General features: G+C 60.0%; 19 protein-coding genes. 8 read left to right on the top strand and 11 right to left on the bottom strand.

All coding sequences use genetic code 11. The features are described 5' to 3' along the window. Nucleotides 1-10: 10 nt before the first annotated feature. Genes N645_RS0110005 through N645_RS0109990 form a run of 4 tightly spaced genes read left to right on the top strand, consistent with a single transcriptional unit; the run spans nt 11 to nt 3082 of the window. Nucleotides 11-538, top strand: a complete 528-nt coding sequence (locus tag N645_RS0110005) for a MotA/TolQ/ExbB proton channel family protein (RefSeq protein ID WP_024461373.1) — start codon at nt 11-13, stop codon at nt 536-538. Nucleotides 539-579: 41 nt separating this feature from the next. Further along, nucleotides 580-984, top strand: coding sequence for a biopolymer transporter ExbD (locus N645_RS0110000; protein WP_024461372.1), 405 nt, complete (start codon nt 580-582; stop codon nt 982-984). Between the two features lie 6 nt (nt 985-990). Further along, a complete protein-coding gene (locus N645_RS0109995) occupies nt 991-1617 on the top strand; it encodes an energy transducer TonB (protein WP_024461371.1) in 627 nt (208 codons plus the stop codon). Nucleotides 1618-1633: 16 nt separating this feature from the next. Then, the gene (locus tag N645_RS0109990) at nt 1634-3082 is read left to right on the top strand and encodes a tetratricopeptide repeat protein (RefSeq protein ID WP_193744965.1); all 1449 of its coding nucleotides are present in this window, start codon (nt 1634-1636) and stop codon (nt 3080-3082) included. Between the two features lie 113 nt (nt 3083-3195). Here the strand turns inward: N645_RS0109990 and ilvD are convergent, their stop codons facing one another. The 5 genes from ilvD to N645_RS0109965 all read right to left on the bottom strand — a co-directional run bounded on the left by ilvD (nt 3196) and on the right by N645_RS0109965 (nt 10319). Beyond that, the gene (ilvD, locus tag N645_RS0109985; RefSeq protein WP_024461369.1) at nt 3196-5040 is read right to left on the bottom strand and encodes a dihydroxy-acid dehydratase; all 1845 of its coding nucleotides are present in this window, start codon (nt 5038-5040) and stop codon (nt 3196-3198) included. Between the two features lie 579 nt (nt 5041-5619). Further along, complete coding sequence (gene argA, locus N645_RS0109980) at nt 5620-6933, bottom strand: amino-acid N-acetyltransferase (protein WP_024461368.1); 1314 nt, start codon at nt 6931-6933, stop codon at nt 5620-5622. A 4-nt stretch (nt 6934-6937) separates the two neighbouring features. Next, entirely contained in the window at nt 6938-8137 is a 1200-nt protein-coding gene (argE, locus tag N645_RS0109975) for an acetylornithine deacetylase (protein ID WP_024461367.1), read from the bottom strand. A gap of 193 nt (nt 8138-8330) precedes the next feature. Beyond that, entirely contained in the window at nt 8331-9605 is a 1275-nt protein-coding gene (locus N645_RS0109970; RefSeq protein ID WP_024461366.1) for an inorganic phosphate transporter, read from the bottom strand. A 33-nt stretch (nt 9606-9638) separates the two neighbouring features. Then, a complete protein-coding gene (locus tag N645_RS0109965) occupies nt 9639-10319 on the bottom strand; it encodes a TIGR00153 family protein (RefSeq protein ID WP_024461365.1) in 681 nt (226 codons plus the stop codon). 208 nt (nt 10320-10527) lie between these two features. On the opposite strand from N645_RS0109965, the gene N645_RS0109960 reads away from it, so the two are divergent. The 4 genes from N645_RS0109960 to msbA all read left to right on the top strand — a co-directional run bounded on the left by N645_RS0109960 (nt 10528) and on the right by msbA (nt 18485). Further along, nucleotides 10528-12306 (top strand): GspE/PulE family protein, encoded by a 1779-nt coding sequence (locus N645_RS0109960; protein WP_024461364.1) that lies wholly within the window; start codon nt 10528-10530, stop codon nt 12304-12306. Nucleotides 12307-12610: 304 nt separating this feature from the next. Continuing rightward, a complete protein-coding gene (glnE, locus tag N645_RS0109955) occupies nt 12611-15565 on the top strand; it encodes a bifunctional [glutamate--ammonia ligase]-adenylyl-L-tyrosine phosphorylase/[glutamate--ammonia-ligase] adenylyltransferase (RefSeq protein ID WP_024461363.1) in 2955 nt (984 codons plus the stop codon). Nucleotides 15566-15621: 56 nt separating this feature from the next. Beyond that, entirely contained in the window at nt 15622-16551 is a 930-nt protein-coding gene (locus N645_RS0109950; protein WP_024461362.1) for a branched-chain amino acid transaminase, read from the top strand. A gap of 59 nt (nt 16552-16610) precedes the next feature. Further along, nucleotides 16611-18485, top strand: a complete 1875-nt coding sequence (gene msbA / locus N645_RS0109945) for a lipid A export permease/ATP-binding protein MsbA (RefSeq protein ID WP_024461361.1) — start codon at nt 16611-16613, stop codon at nt 18483-18485. 210 nt (nt 18486-18695) lie between these two features. Here msbA and N645_RS0109940 read toward each other — a convergent pair whose 3' ends face one another. The 6 genes from N645_RS0109940 to N645_RS0109915 all read right to left on the bottom strand — a co-directional run bounded on the left by N645_RS0109940 (nt 18696) and on the right by N645_RS0109915 (nt 24955). After that, entirely contained in the window at nt 18696-19232 is a 537-nt protein-coding gene (locus N645_RS0109940; RefSeq protein WP_024461360.1) for a DUF4136 domain-containing protein, read from the bottom strand. A gap of 320 nt (nt 19233-19552) precedes the next feature. Next, nucleotides 19553-19924 (bottom strand): gamma-butyrobetaine hydroxylase-like domain-containing protein, encoded by a 372-nt coding sequence (locus N645_RS0109935; protein ID WP_024461359.1) that lies wholly within the window; start codon nt 19922-19924, stop codon nt 19553-19555. A 175-nt stretch (nt 19925-20099) separates the two neighbouring features. Continuing rightward, entirely contained in the window at nt 20100-21419 is a 1320-nt protein-coding gene (gene hslU, locus N645_RS0109930) for an ATP-dependent protease ATPase subunit HslU (RefSeq protein ID WP_024461358.1), read from the bottom strand. 33 nt (nt 21420-21452) lie between these two features. Next, nucleotides 21453-21992, bottom strand: coding sequence for an ATP-dependent protease subunit HslV (gene hslV, locus N645_RS0109925; RefSeq protein WP_024461357.1), 540 nt, complete (start codon nt 21990-21992; stop codon nt 21453-21455). A 94-nt stretch (nt 21993-22086) separates the two neighbouring features. Then, nucleotides 22087-22668, bottom strand: coding sequence for an SPOR domain-containing protein (locus N645_RS0109920; protein WP_024461356.1), 582 nt, complete (start codon nt 22666-22668; stop codon nt 22087-22089). Between the two features lie 79 nt (nt 22669-22747). Next, the gene (locus N645_RS0109915) at nt 22748-24955 is read right to left on the bottom strand and encodes a primosomal protein N' (protein WP_024461355.1); all 2208 of its coding nucleotides are present in this window, start codon (nt 24953-24955) and stop codon (nt 22748-22750) included. Between the last annotated feature and the right edge of the window lie 137 nt (nt 24956-25092).

The following is a 25092-nucleotide window of genomic DNA, read 5'->3' as shown; positions in this document are numbered from 1 at the left end:
GAGATAGACCATGACGGCAATAATGGAAGCGTTTGCAGCCATTAAAGCCTTTTTGGATCAAGGGGGCGGTGTGCTTGTGCTCATCGCCATCCTAACCTTCCTGATGTGGACCCTCATCTTTGAGAGGGTCTGGTACTTCAAAGGTGGTCTGAAAAGCGATGTCCAGGCGGCACTGGATCAGTGGGAAAGCCGTAGTGAGCGGAAATCGTGGAATGCCCACCAAATTCGTGAGGCGATGATTTCCCGGATCTCCGAGAAGATCAACACCAACATGGACATGATTGCCACCATGGTAAGTCTGTGCCCTCTGTTGGGTCTGCTCGGTACCGTGACCGGTATGATCGAGGTGTTTAACGTTCTGGCGATGACGGGCGGCGGCGACGCCAAACAGATGGCCGGCGGCGTATCGCGGGCAACAATTCCGACCATGGCAGGTATGGTGGCGGCCCTTTCCGGCCTGTTTGCCAACACTTACCTTGAGCGGATTGCCGATCGCGAAAATCACCTGTTTGCCGATCACCTGACGATGGATCACTAAGGCGAGCACCCAGTTTAAACCCGGTATTTAAGAGATATCCCATGAGCAGGAACAATCAGAAAGCCGAAGAAGAAGCTCAGGCCATTGACTTGACGCCCATGCTCGATGTGGTGTTCATCATGCTGATCTTCTTCATCGTGACTGCTACATTCATTAAAGAGACGGGGGTTGAAGTCAATCGTCCTGAAGCGACCACTGCGGATCCGAAGGAAGAAGCTGCGATCCTGATTGCCGTTAACGCAAATAACGAAATCTGGATTGACAAACAGCAAGTGGACAAACGTGGTGTCCGGGCTCAAATTGAGCGTTTGCAGGCCGAAAACCCGAATGGGACAGTGGTTATCCAGGCGGATGAGGGTGCGGATATGGAGTTTGTTATCGCCATTACAGAGTCCGCACGCGAGCTGGGTATTACCAACGTCGCTGTCTCCACTGAAGAGAACTAGGCTGCTATGAATTTTGCAAGAGTAGGTATCGCGGGGGGGTTGTCGGTCGTCGTGACGGTGGCCCTGCTGTTTTTGATGCAGTCCTTGATCAATGCTGACCTTGGTCAGGACGAGAAGCAGGAAGATCGTAAGATCGCCGATATCCATATGCCGGATACGGAGATTGAAACTCAGTACGAGGCGGCTAAGCCACAGAAGCCGGAGGACCCCAATGAGCCTCCGCCGGATATTCCGGAGCCCGAGTTCGATTCTCCGGACGTTGATGCCAGTGCTTTGAACATGGCAGCTCCAAATATGGGGCTAGACATGAACATGGGTACGGGTGGCAACTTCTCCGGTGACGGTGAATATATGCCCATCGTGGCCGTGGCGCCTGAATACCCGCGTCGAGCGGCTCAGCGTGGAATCGAAGGCTTTGTGACGGTGAGCTTTACCGTGACAGCCAATGGTTCTACCCGCGACGTAATGGTGGTGGATGCTGTGGACACCGAAGGCCGTGAAACCAGCATCTTCAACCGCTCAGCGATTCGCGCTGCAGAGCGTTTCAAATTCCGTCCGCGGGTCGTAGACGGCGAGCCGGTGGAAGTAGCCGGTGTTAGCTATCGTTTCGTCTTTGAACTGGCGGACGAGTAGGTTGGGGGTTATGACAGTGAATAAACTACAAGCATTTTTTGCCGGTACGCTGAATCGCAGCCTGTTGGCGGCGGCGCTGTTCACCGCTCCTGCCGTCTCCACTGTGGTTGTGAATGAGGTGGCTCCGGGTGCTGCTGGTTGGCTGCAGGGGTCTGTGTTGGCTCAAGAGCTGATTCAGCCGTCCAGCACGCCACCGGAAACACGACGGATTCCCGGTATTAGTCAGCGGTTGAATGAAGAGCTCTCCGAAGTTCAGAGTTTTATTGATCCTGAAGAGGACTCTGGTCGCGAACCCGATCTGAACGAGGCCCTGCGTCTGCTGCAGGAAATGGAGAGCAATATCTCTGAGTATAACGCTTACGAGCAGGCTCAGATTTATAACTTCATCGCCAATGTCCATTTCCAGATGGACAACATTGATCGCACCATTGATGCCTTTGAACAGGTCGTAGCTCGCTCCCCACAGATCCCATCTGGCCTGGAGACGTCGACCTGGCAGGTACTGGGCAAGCTGCATATGCAGGAAGAGAACTTTGATGCAGCACTGGATGCCTTCGAGAACTGGACCAATATGGTCACCAGTATCGATGCTGACGAGTACTACATTTTCTCTCTGCTGTTCTACCAGATGGGCGATGCAGATCGCGCGCTGGTTCATGTCAACGAAGCGGTTGAGATGGCTGAACAGAATGGTGAGATTCCAGAGGAGAACTGGTATGCCATGCAGCGTCTGCTGTACTTCGAAAAAGAAGACTACAGAAACACGCTGAATGTGTTGAAGAAAATGGTCCGGGATTACCCGAAGGTGTCTACTTGGCGCCAGTTGTCTGACATGTACAGCTTACTGGAAGAGTTCGACAATCGTCTGCACTCTCTGGAAGTGGTGTATCTGCTGGATGGCTTGGACAAGGAAAACATCCTGGTGTCCATGGCTTCCATGTATCTCGATCGTGATATTCCTTACAAGGCCGCCAAGGTTCTTGAGAAAGGTATCTACGAAGATGAGATCATTGAGCCCACCTCCCGCAACCTGGAACTCTTGGCCAACGCCTGGAGCATGGCTCAGGAAGTCGAAAAATCCATGGTTGAAATGGAAAAGGCCGCCGAGAAGTCTGATGAAGGTGATCTGTTTGCTCGCCTGTCTGCCATCTACATGCTGAATGATCGTTACGAGGATTCAGTGGAGGCTGCTCGAGAAGCACTGGATAAGGGCGTGGATCGTGCCGATCAGGTCTACCTCCGTATGGGTACAGCCCTGGTGAATCTGGAGCGGTATGACGACGCCATAGAAGTGTTGAAAGAGGCCGCCAAGGACAAGCGTAGCGAAGAGGCTGCAAAGCAGTGGATTGGCTATGCGGAAGACGAAAAGGCGCGTGAAGAAAAAGCTCGTCGTGATGAAGAGCGTTATCAAGAGCGCAAGCGTAAGTGGGAAGAGGAAGATGGTCTGGTATTGCCAGGCGCTTAAACCCCTGCTCTCAACGCACAAAAAAACCGGCTTCGAGCCGGTTTTTTTGTATCGGGAAAACATTGAATGCAGCGCGCTTGGCGTCCCTGCCAAGTGCCCGTAAGGAGGCGGGCTCAGTCTAGCTTACTCAGATCCCGTACGGCGCCTTTGTCGGCACTGGTGGCCAGCATGGCGTAGGCTTTCAAGGCGGTACTGACTTTGCGCGGACGGGCTTCTCGGGGTTTCCACGCCCGCTCGCCCCGCGCATTCATGGCGTCGCGGCGCGCCTGCAATTGTTCGTCGCTCAGGCGCACTTCGATCTTGCGGTTGGGGATATCGATCAGAATGGTATCGCCGTCCTCGACCAGACCAATGGCGCCACCCGCCGCCGCTTCCGGCGATACGTGTCCGATCGACAGGCCGGAGGTTCCGCCGGAGAAGCGGCCGTCTGTCAGCAGCGCGCACTCCTTACCCAGCCCCTTGGATTTCAGGTAGCTGGTGGGGTACAGCATTTCCTGCATGCCGGGACCACCGCGAGGCCCTTCGTACCGGACAATCACCACTTCACCGGCTTTGACTTTTCCGCTGAGAATCGCATCCACGGCTTCGTCCTGACTTTCCACAACGCGCGCGGGCCCTTCAAACACCCAGCAGCTCTCGTCGACACCTGAGGTTTTCACCACACAGCCGTCCAGGGCGATATTGCCCTTCAGGACCGCCAGACCTCCTTCGCGGGTAAAGGCGTGCTCCAGTGAGCGGATACAGCCGTTGGCTCGGTCGTCATCGAGGCTGGGCCAGCGAGTGGCCTGACTGAACGCCTGTTGGGTCGGGATGCCCGCCGGACCGGCCTTGTAAAAGGTGCGCACCTCATTGGAGGTGGTCGTCGTAATATCCCAGTGATCCAGCGCTTCCTGGAAGGTGTTGCTGTGAACGGTGGGCAGGTCGGCATGGAGCAGGCCGGCCCGGTTGAGTTCGGCTAGAATACTCATGACCCCACCGGCGCGGTGTACGTCTTCAATGTGATAGAGCTGAGTGTTGGGCGCGACTTTACACAGCTGAGGAATCTCGCGGGACAGGCGGTCGATATCGAACATGGTGAAATCGACTTCGCCCTCCTGCGCGGCCGCCAGCAGGTGCAGAATGGTATTGGTGGAGCCGCCCATGGCAATATCCAGGGCTATGGCGTTCTCAAAGGCTTTGAAGTTGGCGATAGAGCGCGGCAACACCCGTTCATCGTCTTCTTCGTAGTAGCGCTTGGTAATGTCCACGATACGTCGGGCCGCTTCCAGGAACAGCTCTTCCCGGTCGGCGTGAGTGGCCAACATGGTGCCGTTACCGGGAAGCGACAGGCCGAGTGCCTCGGTCAGGCAGTTCATGGAGTTGGCGGTAAACATGCCGGAGCAGGAGCCACAGGTCGGGCAGGCGGAGCGCTCGTACTCAGCTACCGTTTCGTCGTCCACCGAGTCGTCAGCGGCAATGACCATGGCGTCAATCAGGTCCAGATTGTGGTCCGCGAGCTTGGTTTTACCCGCTTCCATGGGGCCGCCGGAGACAAAAATTACAGGAATGTTCAACCGCATGGCGGCCATCAGCATTCCGGGGGTGATTTTGTCGCAGTTGGAGATGCACACCAGGGCGTCGGCACAGTGGGCATTGACCATGTATTCGACGGAGTCGGCGATGATGTCCCGCGACGGCAGACTGTAGAGCATGCCGTCGTGGCCCATGGCGATGCCATCGTCGACCGCAATGGTGTTGAACTCTTTGGCCACACCACCGGCTTTTTCGATTTCCCGCGCAACCAGTTGGCCCATGTCCTTGAGGTGAACATGGCCGGGCACAAACTGGGTAAAGGAGTTGGCGACGGCGATAATGGGTTTATGAAAGTCTTCGTCTTTCATCCCGGTGGCACGCCACAGGGCGCGAGCACCAGCCATGTTCCGGCCAGCGGTGGTGGTCTTGGAGCGATAAACGGGCATGGTTCTACTCTTCGTCTGACGTCATAAAAAAGGCGCCAATAATAGCAGAAAACCTTTCAAGTGGCGTCGCGTCGGGCTTGTTGTGGTCGGAGGGACCGGGCCGCTGTGGGGTACAGCCTTTCAAGACACGCCGTAAACCCATCCATGGGGGCTCGCATCGCGGGTCCCCCGCTCCACGGTCTTGAAACGGTATACCCCGCTCCGGTCCTCAGTGCCATTCAATGACTTGGGTGTTTGTAGGGCGGATAAGCGAAAGCGCATCCGCCGTCGTTGGGTAGACCGTAATCCGACAGAGGCCCAAGACCACGAATTTGTCGGATTACGCTTACGCTAATCCGACCTACTCACTGAGAATCCGCTAGTTCCCTGAACTGTACGTTGGCACGGCGGAGGTTGGGTAACCCTGTGTGAGACCGTCACCCGCCTGGACGGCGGGTGATGAGCCCCCATGGATGGGTTTACGGCGTGTCTCACACAGGGTTACCCAACCGTAGCGTTCCAATACGAAGCGCTTTGGTATTTACCGCTTATCTTGAAACTGTACACTCCGCAGCGGACCGGACGTGAAGCCGCCTCGGACTACAGGTTTTTAATAAAAATCTTCGAATTCCGCTGATAGTTATACAACCGCCGCCGCGCAACAGGGAGGTCATCAATCTGCGCCTGAACAAACCCCTGCTCGATAAACCAATGAGCCGTCTGGGTGGTCAGCAGAAACAACTGCTTGATGCCCTGACGCCGCGCCATTTTCTCCATCTGAGTGAGCAGTGTCGACGCCCGGCCGCCTTTGCGGTATTCCGGATGGGTGACCACACAGGCCAGCTCCGCACTCTCCTCAAAGGGATACATGGCCGCACAGGCGATGATGGTGCCGTCTTTTTCCAGCACATGGAACCGGTCGATCTCCGTCTCCAGCAGCTCCCGGGAGCGGCGCACCAGAATGCCCTCATTCTCCAGCGGTGCGATCAGCTCCAGAATCCCGCCGACATCATCAATCGTGGCCCGGCGTAGCTGTTCGTAACTGTCCGAGTGCACCATGGTCCCCATACCGTCTCGGGTGAACAGTTCGCTGAGCATGGCGCCGTCGGCGGCGTAACTGAACAGTTGGGCGCGGGGCACGCCCTGCAGGCAGGCCAGATAACAGGCCGAGAGTGCCTGACGGATATCGCCGCTGATCTGTTCGCCCTGTTGTTCCAGAAAGTCCCGGCACTCCTGCACCGCCAACTGCCTGACCAGTTCTCCGTTGGCATCGCTGACACCTTCGGCTTCTATAAACGCCAACAGCTTGTCCGCTTTCAACGCCGAGGCCACTTGAGTGGCAACATCAGTGAACGAAAGATTGAAGGCTTCACCGGTGGTGGAATAGCCGAGTGGCGAGAGCAGGGCGATGGCACCGGAGTCGAGTACGGTATTGAGAGAGCGGGTGTTGATCCGGCGGACCTTACCGGTGTGCTGCAGATCGACCCCGTCGAGCACGCCGTGGGGCATGGCCACCACAAAGTTGCCGCTGATCACCTGCATGCGAGCGCCGTGCATGGGGGAGTTGGGCACCCCGGTGGATAGGGCGGCTTCCATCTGGATGCGGGCCTGGCCAATGGCCTGGGTGACCTGTTCCAGGTTGGCGGCGTCGGTCACTCGCAGGTTGCGGTGAAACTGGCTCTCGATGCCGGACTCGGCCAGTCGGGCGTCGATCTGCGGGCGTGCACCGTGCACCACCACCAGTCGCACACCCAGGCTGCTGAGCAGGGCGATGTCGTAGATGATGTTGCCGTAGTTGGGGTGCACCAGGGCCTCGCCGGGTAACATCAACACAAAGGTTTTACCCCGGTGTGCATTGATGTAGGGCGAGGAGTGCCTGAACCATTTGACGTAGTCTTGGGTTGAACCGGTCAAAGCGTTAGTTCCTTTTGTCAGACACAGGGGGTTCGGACGCCGCCGTGTCGGGCTGGATGCAGAAGCGATCAATCAGCCCGCTGAGAATGTCCACCGCCGGTGCCAGCTGTTGAATGTCGATGAACTCGTCGGGTTGATGGGCCTGGTTGATCGAGCCGGGCCCGAGCACCAGCGTTTCCATGCCCAAAGATTGCAGAAACGGGGCCTCAGTGGCGAAGGCCACCGCCTCACTGGTGTGGCCCGTGAGACGCTCACAGGCCTTTACCAGGGCGGAGTGCTCGTCCTGCTCGAAGGGCTCCACGCCGGCAAACAGTTCCGATAACACAATGTCGGTACCCGAGCGCTCGGCAATGGGGCGCAGGCGCCGGTCGATGGCCGCGCGCAGCTCGTCGTTGTCCATCCCGGGCAGCGCCCGCAGGTCGAAATGTAATTCGCACTCGGCGCAAATCCGGTTGGGGTTGTCGCCGCCATGGATGCAGCCGAGGTTCATGGTAGGCACATCCACCTGAAAACCGGGGTTGCGATAGCGGGTCTGCAGTTCGCTCCGGTACGTGAGCAGCTCGGAGATGACCCCGTGCATGGTTTCCAGAGCGTTCTTGCCCAGCGCCGGGTTCGAGGAGTGCCCGCTGGCGCCTCGCACCCGAATCGACTCCATCATGATGCCCTTGTGCATGCGCACCGGGCGCAGCTCGGTCGGTTCCCCAATCACCGCGTAGCGCGCCTTGGGGCGCCCCAGCTCCACCAGCGCCCGGGCGCCGCTCATGCTGCTCTCTTCATCGGCGGTGGCGATGACGATCAGGGGTTGCGCCAGAGGTTGATCAGCAACCGCATCGATGGCCGCGAGCACCGCCGGGAAAAAACCTTTCATGTCGGTGGCGCCCAGACCGTAGAGCTTGCCGTCTCTTTCCGTGAGCGAAAAGGGGTCGCTCTGCCAGCGGTTCTGATCGTAGGGCACAGTATCGCTGTGGCCGGACAGCACCAACCCACCGGCGCCCGAGCCCTTGGTGGCAATCAGGTTGTACTTGCCACTCTTGCCCGGTACCGCCAGAAGCTCGCACTGGAAGCCGCGAGCTTCGAGCCAGTCGGCCAGCAGGTCGAGCACCTTGCGGTTGCCCATATCCCATTGGGGGGCGGAGCAGCTCACCGACGGTTGGGCGACCAACTGGGCCAGCTGGTCAGAATACAGTTTGAGATCGAAAGTCATACACGGCCGGATTCAGAGGAATTATATCGGCAGTGTAATACAGGACGGAAATCATCGGTAGGGCACGCCAACAAACCCGGGTAGGTCGGGTTAGCCGAAGGCGTAACCCGACGTTTGGCGCGAGGCATGGGTTGTCGGCTTACGGCCTTCAGCCTAAGCCGACCTACGGATGGAGCGGTGTGGCCGTTGTCGATTACCCAAACACGCCTTTGAAGAAGAAGAAAAACAGAATGGCCAACCCGGCCCCGGCCGGCAGGGTAATGACCCAGGACATGAAAATGGTGCCGATGACCCGCAGGTTCAGGGCGCCGATACCCCGGGCCAGGCCCACGCCTAAGACCGCACCCACAAGGGTCTGGGTGGTCGATACCGGAAGGCCGGTACCCGAGGCGAGCACGACGGTACCGGCCGCGCCCAGTTCAGCCGCAAACCCTCGGCTCGGGGTCAGTTCGGTGATTTTCTTGCCGATGGTGGCAATCACTTTCCAGCCGTAGGTAGCCAGACCAATGACGATCCCTCCTGCCCCGATGAGCAGAACCCAGGCCGGGATGGCGGCCTCGGCGCTGACGGACTGGGTCGTGACTACACTGACCACCGCCGCGAGAGGGCCAACCGCGTTCGCCACATCGTTGGAGCCGTGGGCGAAGGCCATGGCACAGGCGGTGAAAATCATCAGAATGCCGAATACGCGTTCGACACTGGTGAAGCGGTGAACAGAGTCGGCTTCGTTATCCCGCTTGATGCTACGCATCATGCGTATGCCGAGGAGCGCGACCAGAACGCCGATCACGGCGGATATTCCCATACTCTCGAAAAAGTTGGGCTGAAAAGCCGAGTCACTCAATACGTGTTTGAGGCCTTTCACCAGGGTGACCATGGCAATCAGGAAGCCCACGGCGAACATGTACAGGGGGATATAGCGCTTGGCGTTGCTGAAGGGGTCCTCGGTATTGAGGATCAGTTTCTGCACCGAGCGGAACAGCCAGAACGAAATGGTCCCTGCCAACAGGGGTGATACGACCCAGCTTGCGACGATAGTTCCGACCTTGTCCCAGTCCACCGCGTCCATGGAGATGCCCACAGCGGCGAAACCGACAATGGCGCCCACGATGGAGTGGGTGGTGGAGACCGGCCAGCCGAGAATGCTGGCGATCAACAGCCAGGTGCCGGCGGCCAGCAAGGCCGATAGCATCCCGAAAACCAGAAGATCCGGGTTTTCCGTCATGATGGCGGGATCGACAATTCCCTTGCGGATGGTGGAGGTCACTTCGCCACCAGCGAGGTAGGCGCCGAGGAACTCGAACACCATGGCCACCAGAATGGCCTGTTTGATGGTCAGTGCTCGCGAGCCCACCGAGGTGCCCATGGCGTTGGCGACGTCGTTGGCGCCAACCCCCCAGGCCATAAAGACGCCAAAGATGCAGGCGAGGATGAGCAGCGTCTGGCCGTATTCTGCGATCACGGTCATGTGGTTACCCCAATATTATGTGACAGGATTGAATTAACGCGCGAGCAGCAGTTCGAGACGGCCGCCGACATCCTGAGCGCGATTGGCGAGGTCACCGATCCAGTCGATCACCTTGTAAAGAAACATCACGTCCACCGGCGGAAGGTCGGCCTCCAGGCTGTACAGGGTGGCGCGCATTTCCACTTCCAGTTGGTCGGTCTTGCGTTCCAGGGCATCTAGCTCCTGAATCATTTTTTCCACAATGCCCAGTTCCCGACCACTGAAGCCGGTTTCCAGCAGTTCATCCAGCTCGTTGATGGCCACCAGCGCCTGCTCGGCGGCTTTCACCGCGGCGCCCACATACTCCAGGGTCATGTCCTGCATGGTGGCGGGAATGGTCATCTTGCGGCCGAGCATGATGCCGGCAATGTCTTTGGCGCGGTTGGCAATGCGGTCCTGCATGCTCAGCAGTTCCAGCAGGTCGGTGCGCGGGACAGGCAGGAAAAGGCTCTTGGGCAGGTGCAGGCGGAGCTGCTTCTTCAGGGCATCGGCCTCTCGCTCCAGCTCGACAATACGCTGTTGAACGGTTTCGACCTGCTCCCAATCGTCGGCGATCACGCACTCAAAGAAGCGCTGCAGCTCGCCGGTGGCGCGGATGGCCACGGCCATGTGCTCCTGCATGGGCTTGATCGGAGAGCGCCCAAACAGGTTCGAGAAAGGGTTGTTGATAGCCATAGCGGTAGTTCCCCCTTGCGAAAGTGCGGGCAGTATAAAAACTTATGCCCGGCAGGTCACCCTTGAATTTGACATTTTTATGACAGAATCCCTGGTCATACCCCTGCCGTGTATGGTTCGTTCGGGGCGAAGCGCCTTTCCTTGGTGTTGTCCGCGGATCAGACAGGCTACAATCGGGCGCATTGATTAAAGAACGGGAATGCGCCTTATGGCCTCAGTTGCTACTGCACAGCATAGCCTCGATTTACGCCGCCTGGTGGATGATCTGGTCAAGGACGAGCGCCTGGGACAGGAAGACGCCAATCGCCTGCTGGGTGCCGTCCGGACCCGCGAGCAGGCGATGATGCACCCCCTGGCCTATATTGCCTCCCAGGGGCTGGAGGATCTGGCCCGCCCGGGCAAGGTGCTCGATGGCGATACCCTGACCGCCTGGCTGGCCGAAAAGGCCGAGCTGCCGGTCTATCACATCGACCCGCTCAAGATCGACGTGCCCAAGGTGACGGATGTGATGTCCTACGCCTTCGCCAAGCGCCACGGCATCCTCTGCGTGGAAGTGACCCAGGAAACCGTGGTGGTGGCTTGCACCCAGCCCTTTATCACCGGCTGGGAGCCCCAGTTGGAGCACGTGGCGCGGCGCAGCGTCAAACGGGTGTTCGCCAACCCGGCGGATATTGACCGGCATCTGGTGGAGTTCTATACCCTGGCCCGCTCGGTGAATCGGGCCAGCGGCGGCCCCGGCGCCAGCGGTGCGGGTAACTTCGAGCAGTTGGTGGACCTGGGCAGCTTCAGCGATGACCCGGAGGCCAACGATCAGCATGTGGTGAAGATCGTCGACTGGCTGCTGCAGTACGCCTACGACCAGCGTGCCAGTGACATTCATATCGAGCCGCGCCGGGAGGTGGGCCGGGTGCGGTTTCGCATCGACGGGGTGCTCCACCCGGTGTACGAGCTGCCCGCCAATGTCGCCAACGCGGTCACCAGCCGGTTCAAGGTGCTGGCCCGGATGAACATCGCCGAGAAGCGCAAGCCCCAGGACGGCCGGATCAAGACCCGACGCAGCGATGACAGCGAAGTAGAGCTGCGCCTGTCCACTCTGCCCACCGCCTTTGGCGAAAAGCTGGTACTGCGGATTTTCGACCCGGATGTGCTGCTGCGCAGCTTTGCCGATTTGGGGCTGGTGGGCGAAGATTACGAACGCTGGCGGGGCATGCTCGAGCGGCCCAACGGCATTGTCCTGGTGACCGGCCCCACAGGCTCGGGGAAAACCACCACGCTGTACTCCTCTCTGCGCCAGATTGCCACGGAGGAGGTGAATGTCAGCACCATTGAAGACCCGATCGAGATGGTGGAGGAGCACTTCAATCAGACGCAGGTGCATCACAAGATCGGGCTGGATTTCGCGGCGGGCATTCGCACTCTGATGCGTCAGGACCCGGATATCATCATGGTGGGGGAGATCCGCGACCTGGAGACGGCGCAGATGGCCGTGCAGGCGGCCTTGACTGGACATCTGGTGTTGTCCACGGTGCATACCAATGATGCGCCGGCGACGGTGGCGCGTCTTCTGGACCTGGGCATTCCGCCCTATCTGATCAATGCGACTCTCTTGGGAGTGATGGCGCAGCGTCTGGTACGCACGTTGTGTCCGCACTGTAAGGAGGAGGGGGAGATCAGTTCGGAGGACTGGCAGCAGTTGGTGACGCCCTGGAAGGTGTCGGTGCCGCAGCGGATTTATCGGCCGGTGGGTTGTCTTGAGTGTCGCAATACGGGGTATCTGGGGCGTCAGGGGTTGTATGAGATTCTGCTGTTGTCGGAGTCGGTGAAGGATCGGATCGGGACTGAGACGAGTCTGGGGGAGTTGCGCAAGCAGGCGATGCGCGAGGGGATGCGCACGCTTCGCTTATCCGGCGCCCAGAAGGTCGCCGCCGGCCTGACCACCGTAGAAGAAGTCATGCGCGTCGCTCCACCTCCCGAAAAAGAACGCTGATGATTGTGGGTGGTTCTATGGGGGTCCGGTCTGTTGAGGGGTATAGCCTTTGGAGACCCGCCGTAAACCCTTCCCTGGGGGCTTCTCGTCGGCTCCCTGCCTCCGAGAGTCTCCAAAGGCTATACCCCTCAACAGCCCTCAGTGCCAAAGTTCGCGTAGGGCGGATAAGCAAAGCGCATCCGCCGTAACCCAAAGTTAACGTTTGGCTAAGGCGGATCGGCCCGACGCCCCGGAATGCGAAGCCCGCATCCGCCGTAACCCAACTATAAGCCCCAACAAAACAAACAACGGAGCTCCCAAATTTATGTTCGACCCAAACCAGGTCCCCGCCGAACTCCACGAAGCCACCCGCAAACGCTTCGATGACTTTTACGAGGTCATCGAGCAGAGGGAGCTGGATCGTCCGGAGTCACTCTTGCCCAAAGGGGTGTCGGAAGCGGCGTTCCGCGAACAGATGAACACTGCGTTCGCCGCCAGCGAATACATCGCGAAAACCGCTACGACCCGACCGGAGCTGTTGTTGGAGTTGGTGCGTTCCGGGGCGTTGTTTGCGCCGCTGGAGGACGGCTCTTTTCCCGATCTGGTCGAGGCCGTGGCGGCCTGTGAGGATGATGGGGCGTTGGATAAGGTGCTGCGTCGGGAGCGTCACCGGGCCATGGTGCGCATCATCTGGCGGGATCTGAATCGTCTGGGTTCCATGCGGGAGATTACCGATGAGTTGTCCCGCTTCGCCGAGGCGGCGATTCAGTGCACGCTGGATTACCATTTTGAGCAGCTCAAACCCCGTTGGGGGGTGCCGACCGGTAAGCACAGCGGCAAGCCGCAGCCGTTGATTGTGCTTGGCATGGGCAAGTTGGGGGCCCGGGAGCTGAATGTGTCTTCGGACATTGACTTGATCTTCGCCTACCCGGAGGCGGGGGAAACCCAGGGTGGGTCGCGCTCGCTGGGCAATCAGGAGTTTTTCACCCGACTGGGGCAGCGGTTGATCAAAAGCCTGGATGCGCCCACCGCTGAAGGTTTTGTGTTCCGGGTGGATATGCGCCTGCGCCCTTATGGTCAGAGCGGGGCGCTGGTGTCGAATTTCGATGCCATGGAGGAGTACTACCAGAGTCAGGGCCGGGATTGGGAGCGCTATGCCATGATCAAGGCCCGTCCGGTGGCGGCCAGCGGTGAGGGGGCCAAGCCGGCGGCGGAGGAGTTGGTGGAGTTGCTGCGGCCGTTCACCTATCGCCAGTACATCGATTTCAGCGTGATTGAATCCCTGCGGGCCATGAAAGGACTGATCAGCCGCCAGGTGCAACGCCGGGGCATGAGCGAGGATGTGAAGCTTGGTGAGGGCGGTATTCGGGAAATCGAGTTTGTGGTCCAGGTGTTCCAACTGATTCGCGGTGGGCGGGACCCGCGCCTTCGTGAGCGACAGGTGTGTGAGCTGCTGCCCCTGCTGGAGGCGGAGGGCTATCTGCCCGAGGGCAGTGGTCAGGCTTTGCTGGATGCCTATGAGTTTCTGCGCAACACCGAGCATGCGATCCAGGGCTATCAGGATCGGCAGACCCAGGCTCTGCCGTCCGACCCCGATGGACAGTGCCGGATGGCTTGGGTGTTGGGCTTTGAGAACTGGGATGCCTTTTCCGACACCCTTGCCGAACACCGCGCGCGGGTCAATCGCGAGTTCCAGGAGGTGATCGCCGACCCGGATGCCGATCAGGGGCAGGAGCCCGAGAATCTGCAGGACTGGGTGTCACTCTGGGAGGGCAGCCTGGAGGGTGACGAAGCCGTGGACTGGCTTGCCGGGCAGGGTTTTGATCAGGCCGAGCGGGTCTTGTCGGTGTTGGCGGACATCCGCTCGCACCGGCAGGTGGTGGCCATGCAGGCCAGCAGCCGGGATCGCCTGGATGCTTTTATGCCCCGCTTGCTCGCCATGCTCGGCGAGGGCGAGTCGGTGGGCGATACCCTGGCGCGGATTCAGCCGCTGGTGGTGTCGATTGTGCGCCGCAGTGCCTATCTGGTGTTGCTGGTGGAAAACCCCGTGGCGCTGGAGCAACTGGTCCGGCTCTGTGCGGCAAGCCCCTGGATCGCCGATGAGCTGGCCCGGTTCCCGGCGTTGCTGGATGAGCTGCTCACCCCGGAGAGCCTCTACGCGCCGCCGGGTAAAGACGAGCTGCGCGATGAATTGCGCCGTGAGCTGCTGCGCACCGCCTGGGATGACCTCGAGGGGCATATGGAAGCGCTGCGCTATTTCCGTTCCGCTCATGCGTTGCGGGTGGCGGCCAGCGAGGTGACCGGGGCCCTGCCGCTGATGAAGGTCAGTGACTACCTGACCGATCTGGCCGAAGTGATTCTGGAGCACGTTCTGGAGCTGGCCTGGGAGCAGTTGATTCCGCGCCACGGTCGCCCGAGCAATGCCCAGGGCGAACCGGAGCAACACCCCAACTTTGTGATCGTCGGCTATGGCAAGCTGGGCGGGATCGAGCTGGCCCATGGCTCGGATCTCGACCTGGTGTTTATTCACAACAGCGACCCGGAAGGCAAAACCGATGGCGAAAAGTCGGTGGACAACAACGTGTTCTACACCCGCCTGGGTCAGCGGATCATCCACATCCTGAATACCCGGATGCCCTCGGGCACCCTGTACGAGGTGGACATGCGCCTGCGCCCCAATGGCGATGCGGGCATGCTGGTCACTTCCTTACCGGCGTTTGAGAAGTATCAGCAACAGGAAGCCTGGACCTGGGAGCATCAGGCGCTGGTGCGGGCCCGCGTGGTGGCCGGCGATGCCGAGCTGGCCGAGGCCTTTGCGCAGGTCCGGCAACAGGTGCTGTGTCAGTCGCGGGACCTGGCGGCGCTGCGTGAGGAGGTGATCAAGATGCGCCAGAAAATGCGCGAGCACCTCGGAACCCGCCCCAAGCCGGGCGCTCAGGGCGATGATGAAAAGACGCCTTTTCATCTCAAGCAGGACGCTGGAGGTATCGTCGATATTGAATTTATGGTTCAATATGCGGTTTTAGCTTGGGCCGAGAGTGAGCCTGGGCTCACCGAGTATACCGACAACATCCGCATACTCGGTGCGCTGGAACAATCCGGCCGGTTGGGCGCAGAAGCCGTCGCCCAGTTGATTGATGCCTACAAGGCCTATCGGTCCACCGGCCACCGCCTCGCGCTACAGCGCCAGGAGGCAGTCTTGGAGGATGGCGCGCCCTTTGCCGAGGAGCGGCGCCGAGTAACTGGCCTGTGGCGGCAACTGCTGGAATCCCATCAATGATCGGTCCTGCCGAGCGTCGACCACGGCCCCACGAATTTCATATTTAGGAGTTGGTTATGTCATTTGCCGATCGCGACGGCGTTATTTGGCTGGATGGCGAACTGGTGCCCTGGCGGGATGCCCGGGTTCACGTACTGACCCACACCCTGCATTACGGCATGGGCGTGTTCGAGGGCGTGCGCGCCTACGAAAGCAGCGACCGGGGCACCTGTATTTTCCGCCTGAAGGAGCACACCGACCGGCTGTTCCGTTCCGCCCATATCATGCGGATGGACCTGCCCTACAGCAAAGATGAGCTGAACGAAGCTCAGAAACTGGTGGTGCGGGAAAACGGCCTGCATGAAAGCTACCTGCGTCCCATGGCGTTTCTCGGTTCCGAGGGCATGGGCCTGCGCGCCGATAACCTGAAGGTGCACGTGATGGTCGCCGCCTGGCACTGGCCGTCCTACATGTCCCCGGAAGCGCGGGACATGGGCATCAAAGTGCGAACCTCCAGCTATACCCGTCACCATGTGAACATCACCATGTGCAAGGCCAAGGCCAACGGCAACTACATCAACTCGATGCTGGCCCTGCGCGAGGCGCTGGACAGCGGCTGTGAAGAGGCCCTGCTGCTGGACAATGAAGGCTATGTGGCCGAGGGCAGCGGCGAGAATGTGTTCCTGGTGCGTGATGGCGTCCTTTACACGCCGGAGCTGACCTCCTGTCTGGACGGCATTACCCGCAACACCATTTTCCAGTTGGCGGCGGATTGCGGTTACGAAGTCCGGGAAAAGCGCATCACCCGGGATGAAGTCTACATTGCCGATGAAGCCTTCTTTACCGGTACCGCGGCCGAGGTTCTGCCCATTCGTGAGCTGGACGGTCGGGTGATTGGCGAGGGTCGTCGCGGCCCGATCACCACCCAGCTGCAGTCACTCTACTTCGATGCGGTCAAGGGCAAGTTGTCCGGCCACACCGAATGGCTGGCACCGGTGGCTGGCTGAACCGCTGATCCAAAACGCGCCCTCTCCGGAGGGCGCGCTTCAGGAGGACCCCCTGCATCATGAGCGATAAAGGCACGCCGCTCTCTCACGACCTTCATTCCCGAGACACGCTGCGGCAGACCGATACCGCTTCCCTCAAGGTATATCTTCGCTTACTGGCCTATATCAAACCCTACTGGGTGTTATTTGCCATCAGTGTCTTTGGTTTTGTGATCTACTCCGCCTCCCAGCCGGCCATGGCCCAGTTCATGGAATACCTGCTGGACTTTATTGGCGCCGAGAAAACCAGTGAGCCTGCCTACTTGGCGAACCCCTTTGCAGGTGGCCAGGCCTCAGCAGACGCTTCTGCCACCACGCTCGATGGGCGCGGTCCGGCCTATATGCCCTCGCTCATTATTGTGGGCATTGTTTTCTTTCGCAGTGTCGGGGCCTTCCTCGGGAATTATTTCATTTCGCAGTTGGCCTTTCGCATCGTGCACAAACTGCGGGTCAGTCTGTTTGATCATATGGCCCTGCTTCCCGGTCAGTACTTTGATCGGCACAGTTCCGGGCACCTGATGTCGGTGATCACCTATAACGTCAATGGGGTGACGACGGCGGCAACCGATGCCCTGAAAATACTGATTCGCGAAGGCGCTACCGTACTCGCGCTGATGAGCTTCCTGCTCTACAAAGACTGGAAGTTGACATTGTTGTTACTTCTGGTGGCGCCGCTGATCGCAGGCATTGTCGGGTATGTCGGTAAACGCCTGCGTCGCTTGAGCGCCAAGGTGCAGCACAGTATGGGCGACATTACTCAGGTGTCTTCCGAGATGATTCATGGCTATCGGGTCATGCGCAGCTTTGGCGGTGAAGAGTATGAAAAGCGTCGCTTCAATCAAGCCAGCTGGCGCAACTATCTGCAGAACATGAAAATCGTGTTCACCTCTTCTCTCAACACTCCCATCATGCAAATGTTGGTCGCGCTCTCAATGGGGCTGATGCTCTATGTCGCCCTGACGGTGATGGAGATCAATGATCCGGGTGCTTTTATTGCGTATTTCACGGCCGCGGGCCTGGTGTTGAAACCGCTACGCCAACTGAGTGAAGTTGTTCCCACCATCCAGAAAGGCGTCGCGGCGGCGGACAGTATTTTTCAGTTGTTGGATGAACCGACGGAAAAGGATACCGGTGATCGCACAGTCAAGCGAGCCCAGGGCGCGGTGCGTTTTGAGGATGTCAGCTTCCGTTACGACAGCAGTGACGACTGGGTTCTGCAACACATTGATCTGGATGTGAAACCGGGTGAAGTCATTGCCCTGGTGGGCCGCTCCGGCAGCGGCAAATCCACCCTGGTGAGCCTGCTGACCCGTTTTTACGATCCGGGTGAAGGCCGCATTCTGCTGGACGGCCACCCGTTGGAAGACTACCGGTTGGATAACCTGCGCGAGCAGGTGGCGTTGGTCAATCAGAACGTGGTGCTGTTCAATGATTCGGTATCGGGCAACATCGCTTACGGCGCGCTGGCGGCCACGGACCCGGAGAAAGTGCGCGAAGCGGCCAAAGCGGCTCATGCGCACGAGTTTATCGAGCAGTTACCCCAGGGCTACGACACCCTGATCGGTGAGAGCGGCGCACGTCTGTCCGGCGGCCAGCGTCAGCGTCTGGCCATCGCCCGCGCCATTCTCAAAGACGCCCCCATCCTGATTCTGGATGAGGCCACTTCGGCCCTGGATACGGAGTCAGAGCGTCATATTCAGGCGGCGCTGGAGCAGGTGATGAAAAACCGCACCACGTTCGTGGTAGCGCACCGCTTGTCCACCATCGAGCGGGCGGACCGGATTGTGGTCATGGGAGAGGGCCGAATTCTGGAAGTCGGCAGCCACACCGAACTCCTCGCCGCCGGCGGCCAGTACGCCCGCCTGCACTCCATGCAGTTCCGCGACGAACTTTAACGGCGGATGCGGCCTTCGGCCTTATCCACCCTACGGGGTGCGGCGGGTGTATCTGGATTGGGTTTGGTCGGCTACGGGAACTACCGTGGTACGCGTCGGGCGGATCGGTCCGACGCCTCGGAGCGCAAAGCGCGCATCCGCCGTAACCCCAGGGTGTACTCTTCTACTGCAGCCGTATACTCCGAAGTACCGAAGCCGAACGGCTCAACGTTATTCCGGCGGAAACTGCGCCAATAACCGATCAATGACTTTTCGTAACTGCTGCTCTCGCGCCAACTCAAAATCCCGCAAGGCAATCCCTTCCGCGCTACCACGCCAGACCAGTTCATTATTCTCGGCATCCGTGATATCCACAATAATCACTCCCTCCTGCTTGCGGTCTTCCAGGCTCTTGCTACCCCCGAGCCCGATACTGCCGCTATTGCCCACGGGCAACCCGATGGAAATGCCCACCGACTTGCCGCCACCCACCGCGGCCCGCGTGGTGCCGCTGACGCTGACATAAAACTGGGGGTTGTCGGGATCAAGCCGGTAGCCGCGTTGCACCATCGCCTGCTCGGTGATGCGCTGCAGCCGACTGTGGGACACCCCGTCGATCTGCGACGTGCCACCGCGCCATTCATAGCGGCCCCAGCCGGGATCAAATTCGGTGTCTTCGTTGTAGTCCTGTGAGACCTTGGGGCCGGCGCAGGCGGTGACGGCGGCCAGCAAGATGAAAACGAAAGATAGTCTAGTCAAGCGATTCATTGTTGAGTCCTGTTCTGGCTGCGTGCTGGTAGAAGCTCCGGCCGACACCGTGGCCTCATGGGTAGGTTCACACTCTTCCATCTACGTGCGCTAATGGCACTGAGGTGGCTGCAGGGTCTATCGTTCAGAGACTCTCGGAGACATGGATGTCGACGAGAAGCCTACAGGGATGTATTCACGGCGGGTCTCTGAACGATAGACCCTGCAGACGCCGGACTACCCTTTAGTATCGTAGGTTGAACGAAGGATTGCCTTGTCACTTGTCTTCAAGGCCGTCGGTAAAGTGTCGGATTACGCTTCGCTAATCCGACCTACCGCTACTACATCAATTTTACCACCTGTGTGTCGGGATCCCGGGATTTACCCTGTTGGTGTAAATCGTCTAGGTATTTCTGCCAATGGGTTTCTTTATTGACACACAAATCGTGCAGATAATCCCAAGTGTAGATGCCAGAATCGTGGCCGTCGTCAAAAACGATGTGCAGGGCGTAGTTGCCGGCCGCTTCGATGTGGGTAATGGCGACCTGTTTTTTGCCGAACGGGAGTTGTCCGCCCTGACCGTGATGGCCGCGCACTTCGGCGCTTGGCGAGTGGACGCGCAGGTACTCGGCGTCCAGGCGATAGTTCTGATCGCCGTAAGTGAGTTCCAATTGGCGGGATTTCTTGTGGAGCAGGATTTTGTTGGGCGTCATTTCGGAGGGCTCCAGATTTAGGTGCCTCTAGCGTCGGGCCGCTTCGCGGGTCACTGTTCCGGGACACGCCGTGAACCCATCCCTGGGGGCTCGCATCGCGGGTCCCCCGCTCCACGGTCCCGGAACAGTGACCCGCAAATCGCCCCTTGGCACGAGCGGGGTTCAAACTTCCACTTTAGAGAATATACCGACTCAAATCCTCATCCTTCGCCAGTTCACCCAACTGCTTCTGCACGTAATCGGCGTCGATTTCCACGTTGGTCTGCTGGTTGCCGGAGTCGAAGGAGACGTCTTCGAGGAGGCGTTCGAGCAGGGTGTGGAGGCGGCGGGCGCCAATGTTTTCGGTGCTTTCGTTGACTTCGAAGGCGGTCTCGGCGATGCGGCGGATGCCGTCGGGTTTGAAGACCACTTCGACGCCTTCGGTTTTGAGCAACGCTTGGTGTTGTTCGGTCAGGGAGGCGCTGGGTTCGGTGAGGATGCGTTCGAAGTCATCCGGGGTCAGGGCGTTCAGTTCGACGCGGATGGGCAGTCGGCCCTGCAGCTCCGGAATCAGGTCTGAAGGCTTGCTCAGGTGGAAGGCGCCCGAGGAGATGAACAGGATGTGGTCTGTTTTGATCATTCCGTGTTTGGTGCTCACGGTGCAGCCTTCGATCAGCGGCAGCAGGTCGCGCTGGACGCCTTCGCGGGAGACGTCGGCGCCGCTGGTTTCACCCTTTTTGGCGACTTTGTCGATTTCATCGATAAAGACGATGCCGTTCTGCTCGGCCGCTTTGATGGCGTCGGCTTTGACTTCTTCGTCGTTGATCAGGCGTGCGGCTTCTTCTTCCTGAAGCTGTTTGAAGGCCTGTTTGACGGTCATTTTGGTGGTTTTTTTCTTGTCCTTGGACAGGGAAGAAAACATGTTCTGCAGCTGGCTGGTCATGTCCTCCATGCCCGGAGGTGTCATGATTTCCACGCCCATGGGGTGGCTGGCGACCTCGATTTCGATTTCTTTCTCGTCCAGCTCGCCCTCGCGCAGTTTTTTGCGGAAGATCTGGCGGGTACCGGATTCGCCGGTGTTTTCGGTGTCGCCGCCACGGGCCGGGGGCAGCAGTACGTCCAGGATGCGCTCCTCGGCGGCTTCGGCGGCGCGGTGCTGGACGGTTTTCATGGCCTGTTCGCGGTGCATCTTGATGGAGATGTCCACCAGGTCGCGAATGATGGATTCCACGTCACGACCGACGTAGCCGACCTCGGTGAATTTGGTCGCCTCCACCTTGATGAAGGGTGCGTGGGCCAGTTTGGCCAGGCGGCGGGCAATTTCGGTTTTACCGACCCCGGTGGGGCCAATCATCAGGATGTTCTTGGGGGTGATTTCGGCGCGCAGGTTTTCATCCACCTGCATCCGGCGCCAGCGGTTGCGCAGGGCAATGGCCACGGCGCGCTTGGCTTCGTTCTGGCCGATGATGTGTTTGTCCAGTTCGTGGACAATTTCCCGGGGGGTCATGTTGGACATAACGGACTCGTCAGTTCGTCAGGCCAGCGAGGCTCAGTAGTCGAGGGTCTCGATGGTCTGGTTGTGATTGGTGTAGATGCAGATGTCGCCGGCGATGGTCAGTCCTTTTTCGACGATACTCTGGGCATCCAGTTCGGTGTTATCGAGCAGGGCGCGGGCGGCAGACTGGGCGAAGGCGCCACCGGAGCCAATGGCGATCAGGTCATCTTCCGGTTGAATGACATCGCCGTTGCCGGTAATGATCAGGGACGCTTCGGCGTTGGCCACTGCCAGCAGGGCTTCCAGGCGACGCAGGGCCCGGTCGGTGCGCCAGTCTTTGGCCAGCTCCACGGCGGCCCGGGTCAGTTGGCCGTTGTGGGCTTCAAGCTTGGCTTCAAAGCGCTCGAACAGGGTGAAAGCATCGGCAGTGCCGCCGGCGAAGCCCGCGATCACCTGGTCCTTGTACAGGCGGCGAACCTTGCGGGCGTTGCCTTTCATGATGGTGTTGCCCAGCGACACCTGCCCGTCGCCGCCAATGGCGACCTGGCCGTTGCGGCGCACGGAGAGAATCGTGGTTCCTCGGTATTGTTCCACAAGCCATCCTTTATCAATGCAATAAGTATGAAGTCTGAATGGCAGAAGTGGGGGCTGGGCCCCGGGATTTCAAGCAAGGGAGGCGGACGGGCGGTTATTGTTTCTTCCGCTTGAGCACCAGCGCGTGGTAGTCGTTGGACACCAGGGTAGAGCGGGCGCTGGCCAGGCGGGACTGGTTGCTGAATGGCCCCACCAGCACCCGGTGCCAGGTCTCGTTGTTGTTCAGGGTGACCTGCTCGGTGTAGGCGTCCAGGTTCAGTAGCAGCAACTGGGCACGCAGGCTGTCCGCTTCGGTGGCCTTGCGGAAGGAACCCACCTGCAGGATGAATTCGTCCCGGTTGGCGGTGTCGTTTTGCTCGGCATTTGCCTGGCTCTCGCTCGGCTCGGTCGCCGGCACGATCACTTCGCTCTCACGCAGCAGCTTGTAGAAGTCGAAGCGCGGTTTGGGGTTGCTGGGCTCGGCCTGGGGCTCCACCGGCTGCGCGGTCTGGGTTTCTTGGGTCGGGGTGTCCGCCGTGTCGGTATCCGGGACCTCGACGTCGGTCAGGCGCATCAGGAACACGATAAAGCCCCCGAGCACCGCCCCGGTAAACAGCCACACCCAGCCGGGCACCTGGCTCTTGGGCCGGTTGCGGCGGGGGGCGGGGCGATTTTTCTTGGCGTAGTCTCGGGTCATGATCGCGTTGGTTTCCAGTGGTCACAGCGCGGCAATTGTACCCATCGCCGACCCGCCCGGCCAGTGGTCTGTGGGTACACTAGCCCATATCCTGTGGGTCGACATCAATGGACCAGCGATTGCGCTTGGCCAGGGCGTGTTGCTCCATTTCCGGTGCCAACTGGCTCAACAGCTTCTGCAGTGCTCCCCGGTTTGCCGCATTGACTTGCAGCTGGTAGCGGAACCGGTCGCCGCGCTTTTCCAGCATGGCGGGCAAAGGCCCCAGATAGCCCAGCTCGTGACCGGGTGGGTGACGCTGTTCGGCCAGGGCTCGAACCTGTTTGAGAAAGGCGACCGCATTTTCCGGTCGTTTGGACTCGGCACGGATCAGCGCCATGTGCCGGAACGGGGGCAGCCCTGTCAGGCGTCGTTCACTCAGAATCAGCTCGGCAAAGGCGTGATAGCCCCGCTCGAGCAGGGTGCGCACCAGAGGGTGCTCGGCGTGGTGGGTCTGAATGATGACCTGCCCCGGTTTGTCCGCGCGCCCGGCCCGCCCGGCGACCTGGAGCAGTAACTGGCCCATGCGCTCGGGGCCGCGAAAGTCGGTACTGAACAGGCCGGCATCCGAGTCGAGAATGACCACCAGCGTCACGTCGGCAAAGTGATGGCCCTTGGCCAGCATCTGGGTGCCCACCAGAATACAGGGGTCGCCCCGATGGACTTCCTCAACCAGATCGCGGAATGCGTTTTTCTGGCGAGTGGAGTCCCGGTCGACCCGCAGCACCCGGGTGTCGGGGAAGTGTCGCTGCAGGGCTTCTTCACTGCGTTCGGTGCCCTGGCCGAGCGGCTGCAGGCGGGTGCTCTTGCAGGAGGGGCAGCTCCGGGGCACCGCGCGCTGATGGTCGCAGTGGTGGCAGTGCAGATGGCGCGGCGTCTGGTGCAGGGTCAGGCGGGTGTCGCAGTGGCGGCACTCGGCCAGCCAGCCGCAGTCCGGGCATTCCAGTGTGGGTGCGTAGCCGCGTCGGTTGAGAAACACCAGAACCTGATTGCCCGACTCCAGCGTGGCGCGAATTCGTTCCAGGGTTTCCGGACTGAACCCTTCGTCCAGCGTTTGACGTCGAATGTCCTGAGTCAGCAACTCCGGAGGCCGTGCATTGCCTGCTCGTTGGGTCAGGCGCAGGTAGTCGTAGCGACCGGTGCGGGCGTTGTGCAGGCTTTCCAGCGACGGCGTGGCACTGCCGAGGATCAGAGGAATACCCAGGCGATGGGCGCGCAGGGCGGCCAGGTCACGGGCCGAGTAGCGAAAACCGTCCTGCTGTTTGAAGGAGCTGTCGTGCTCTTCGTCCACAATGAGAATGCCCAGGTTGGCCATGGGGGTAAAAATGGCGGACCGGGTGCCGATCACGATCCGGGCTCGACCGTCCCGGGCCTGCAGCCAGGCATCGAGCCGCTCCCGGTCGTTCATGCCCGAATGCAGGGCCACCACGGGTTGGGCGAAGCGGCGCTGAAAGCGGGCCAGAGTCTGGGGCGTCAGGCCAATTTCCGGCACAAGTACCAGGGCCTGCCGACCCTGTGTCAGGGTGCGGGCGATGGCCTGTAGGTAGATTTCGGTTTTGCCGCTGCCGGTGGTGCCGTCGAGCAGGCTGATGTGGAAGCCGTTCTCTGGAATCCGGGCCAGGGCAGTGGCCTGCTCATCGCTCAGGCTTAGCGGGGTATCTCTCAGAATTTTGGGTTCCGGCGGGGGTGTGAGCACTTGCTCACGGCTGTAAACCAGCCCCTTGTCCTCCAGTGTCTTGACGTGGCTGCGGGCGACGCCCAAGGCCGCCAGGTCTGCTCGATTCAGCGCCCCTCGTTGTTGCAGGGCGGCGAGCAGCTCCGCCTGGCGAGGGGCCCGCTTCAGGGCGCCCTCGGGCAGGCCTTTGCCCTCGGTGGTCAGTTGCCAGTAGGGCTCGCCTTTTTCCCGGTCGGGTTCGCCCTGGCGCAGCAGCACTGGTAGGGCCGTGTGCAGGGCGTCGCCAATGGGGTGCTGATAGTAGTCGGCCGCCCAGAGACACAGGCGCCACAGCTCGTCCGGCAACAGTGGCGCGGTGTCGAGCAGGGCCTCGGCCGGGCGCAGGTTCTGCAGCGGGAGTGATGACTCACTTTTTACCCGGAGAATGAGCCCGATCAGACGCTGGTTGCCGAAGGGCACCCGTACCCGCTGCCCCGGCTTCAGTAGGGCGGTGTCTACCCCCTCTGGCGGCAGGTAGTCGAACCGGCGGCGCAGCGGTGTGGGCAGGGCGATTTCCAGAACAGTAGGGGCGGCCATGTACTCCCGTCGCGTGGTTGCATCCAAAAGGCGCCCAGAATAACCGATTGACGGCCGCTTTGGCAGCGCCCTTGCCTGTACGAAAAATGCCCTAAAGTCCTTGCGTTGCCGGGTGTTTCTGGTAGTATGCCCAGCTC

The organism is Marinimicrobium sp. LS-A18 (genome assembly GCF_000463525.1).
Classification (GTDB): domain Bacteria; phylum Pseudomonadota; class Gammaproteobacteria; order Pseudomonadales; family Cellvibrionaceae; genus Marinimicrobium; species Marinimicrobium koreense.
This window is presented reverse-complemented; position numbering and strand designations above follow the sequence as displayed.

Bases quoted from the DNA above. Each gene is read 5' to 3' on its own strand.
- N645_RS0110005 (WP_024461373.1), top strand. From the start codon at position 11: ATGACGGCAATAATGGAAGCGTTTGCAGCCATTAAAGCCTTTTTGGAT.
- N645_RS0110000 (WP_024461372.1), top strand. From the start codon at position 580: ATGAGCAGGAACAATCAGAAAGCCGAAGAAGAAGCTCAGGCCATTGAC.
- N645_RS0109995 (WP_024461371.1), top strand. From the start codon at position 991: ATGAATTTTGCAAGAGTAGGTATCGCGGGGGGGTTGTCGGTCGTCGTG.
- ilvD (WP_024461369.1), bottom strand. From the start codon at position 5,040: ATGCCCGTTTATCGCTCCAAGACCACCACCGCTGGCCGGAACATGGCT.
- argE (WP_024461367.1), bottom strand. From the start codon at position 8,137: ATGACTTTCGATCTCAAACTGTATTCTGACCAGCTGGCCCAGTTGGTC.
- N645_RS0109970 (WP_024461366.1), bottom strand. From the start codon at position 9,605: ATGACCGTGATCGCAGAATACGGCCAGACGCTGCTCATCCTCGCCTGC.
- N645_RS0109965 (WP_024461365.1), bottom strand. From the start codon at position 10,319: ATGGCTATCAACAACCCTTTCTCGAACCTGTTTGGGCGCTCTCCGATC.
- N645_RS0109960 (WP_024461364.1), top strand. From the start codon at position 10,528: ATGGCCTCAGTTGCTACTGCACAGCATAGCCTCGATTTACGCCGCCTG.
- glnE (WP_024461363.1), top strand. From the start codon at position 12,611: ATGTTCGACCCAAACCAGGTCCCCGCCGAACTCCACGAAGCCACCCGC.
- N645_RS0109950 (WP_024461362.1), top strand. From the start codon at position 15,622: ATGTCATTTGCCGATCGCGACGGCGTTATTTGGCTGGATGGCGAACTG.
- msbA (WP_024461361.1), top strand. From the start codon at position 16,611: ATGAGCGATAAAGGCACGCCGCTCTCTCACGACCTTCATTCCCGAGAC.
- N645_RS0109940 (WP_024461360.1), bottom strand. From the start codon at position 19,232: ATGAATCGCTTGACTAGACTATCTTTCGTTTTCATCTTGCTGGCCGCC.
- N645_RS0109935 (WP_024461359.1), bottom strand. From the start codon at position 19,924: ATGACGCCCAACAAAATCCTGCTCCACAAGAAATCCCGCCAATTGGAA.
- hslU (WP_024461358.1), bottom strand. From the start codon at position 21,419: ATGTCCAACATGACCCCCCGGGAAATTGTCCACGAACTGGACAAACAC.
- N645_RS0109920 (WP_024461356.1), bottom strand. From the start codon at position 22,668: ATGACCCGAGACTACGCCAAGAAAAATCGCCCCGCCCCCCGCCGCAAC.
- N645_RS0109915 (WP_024461355.1), bottom strand. From the start codon at position 24,955: ATGGCCGCCCCTACTGTTCTGGAAATCGCCCTGCCCACACCGCTGCGC.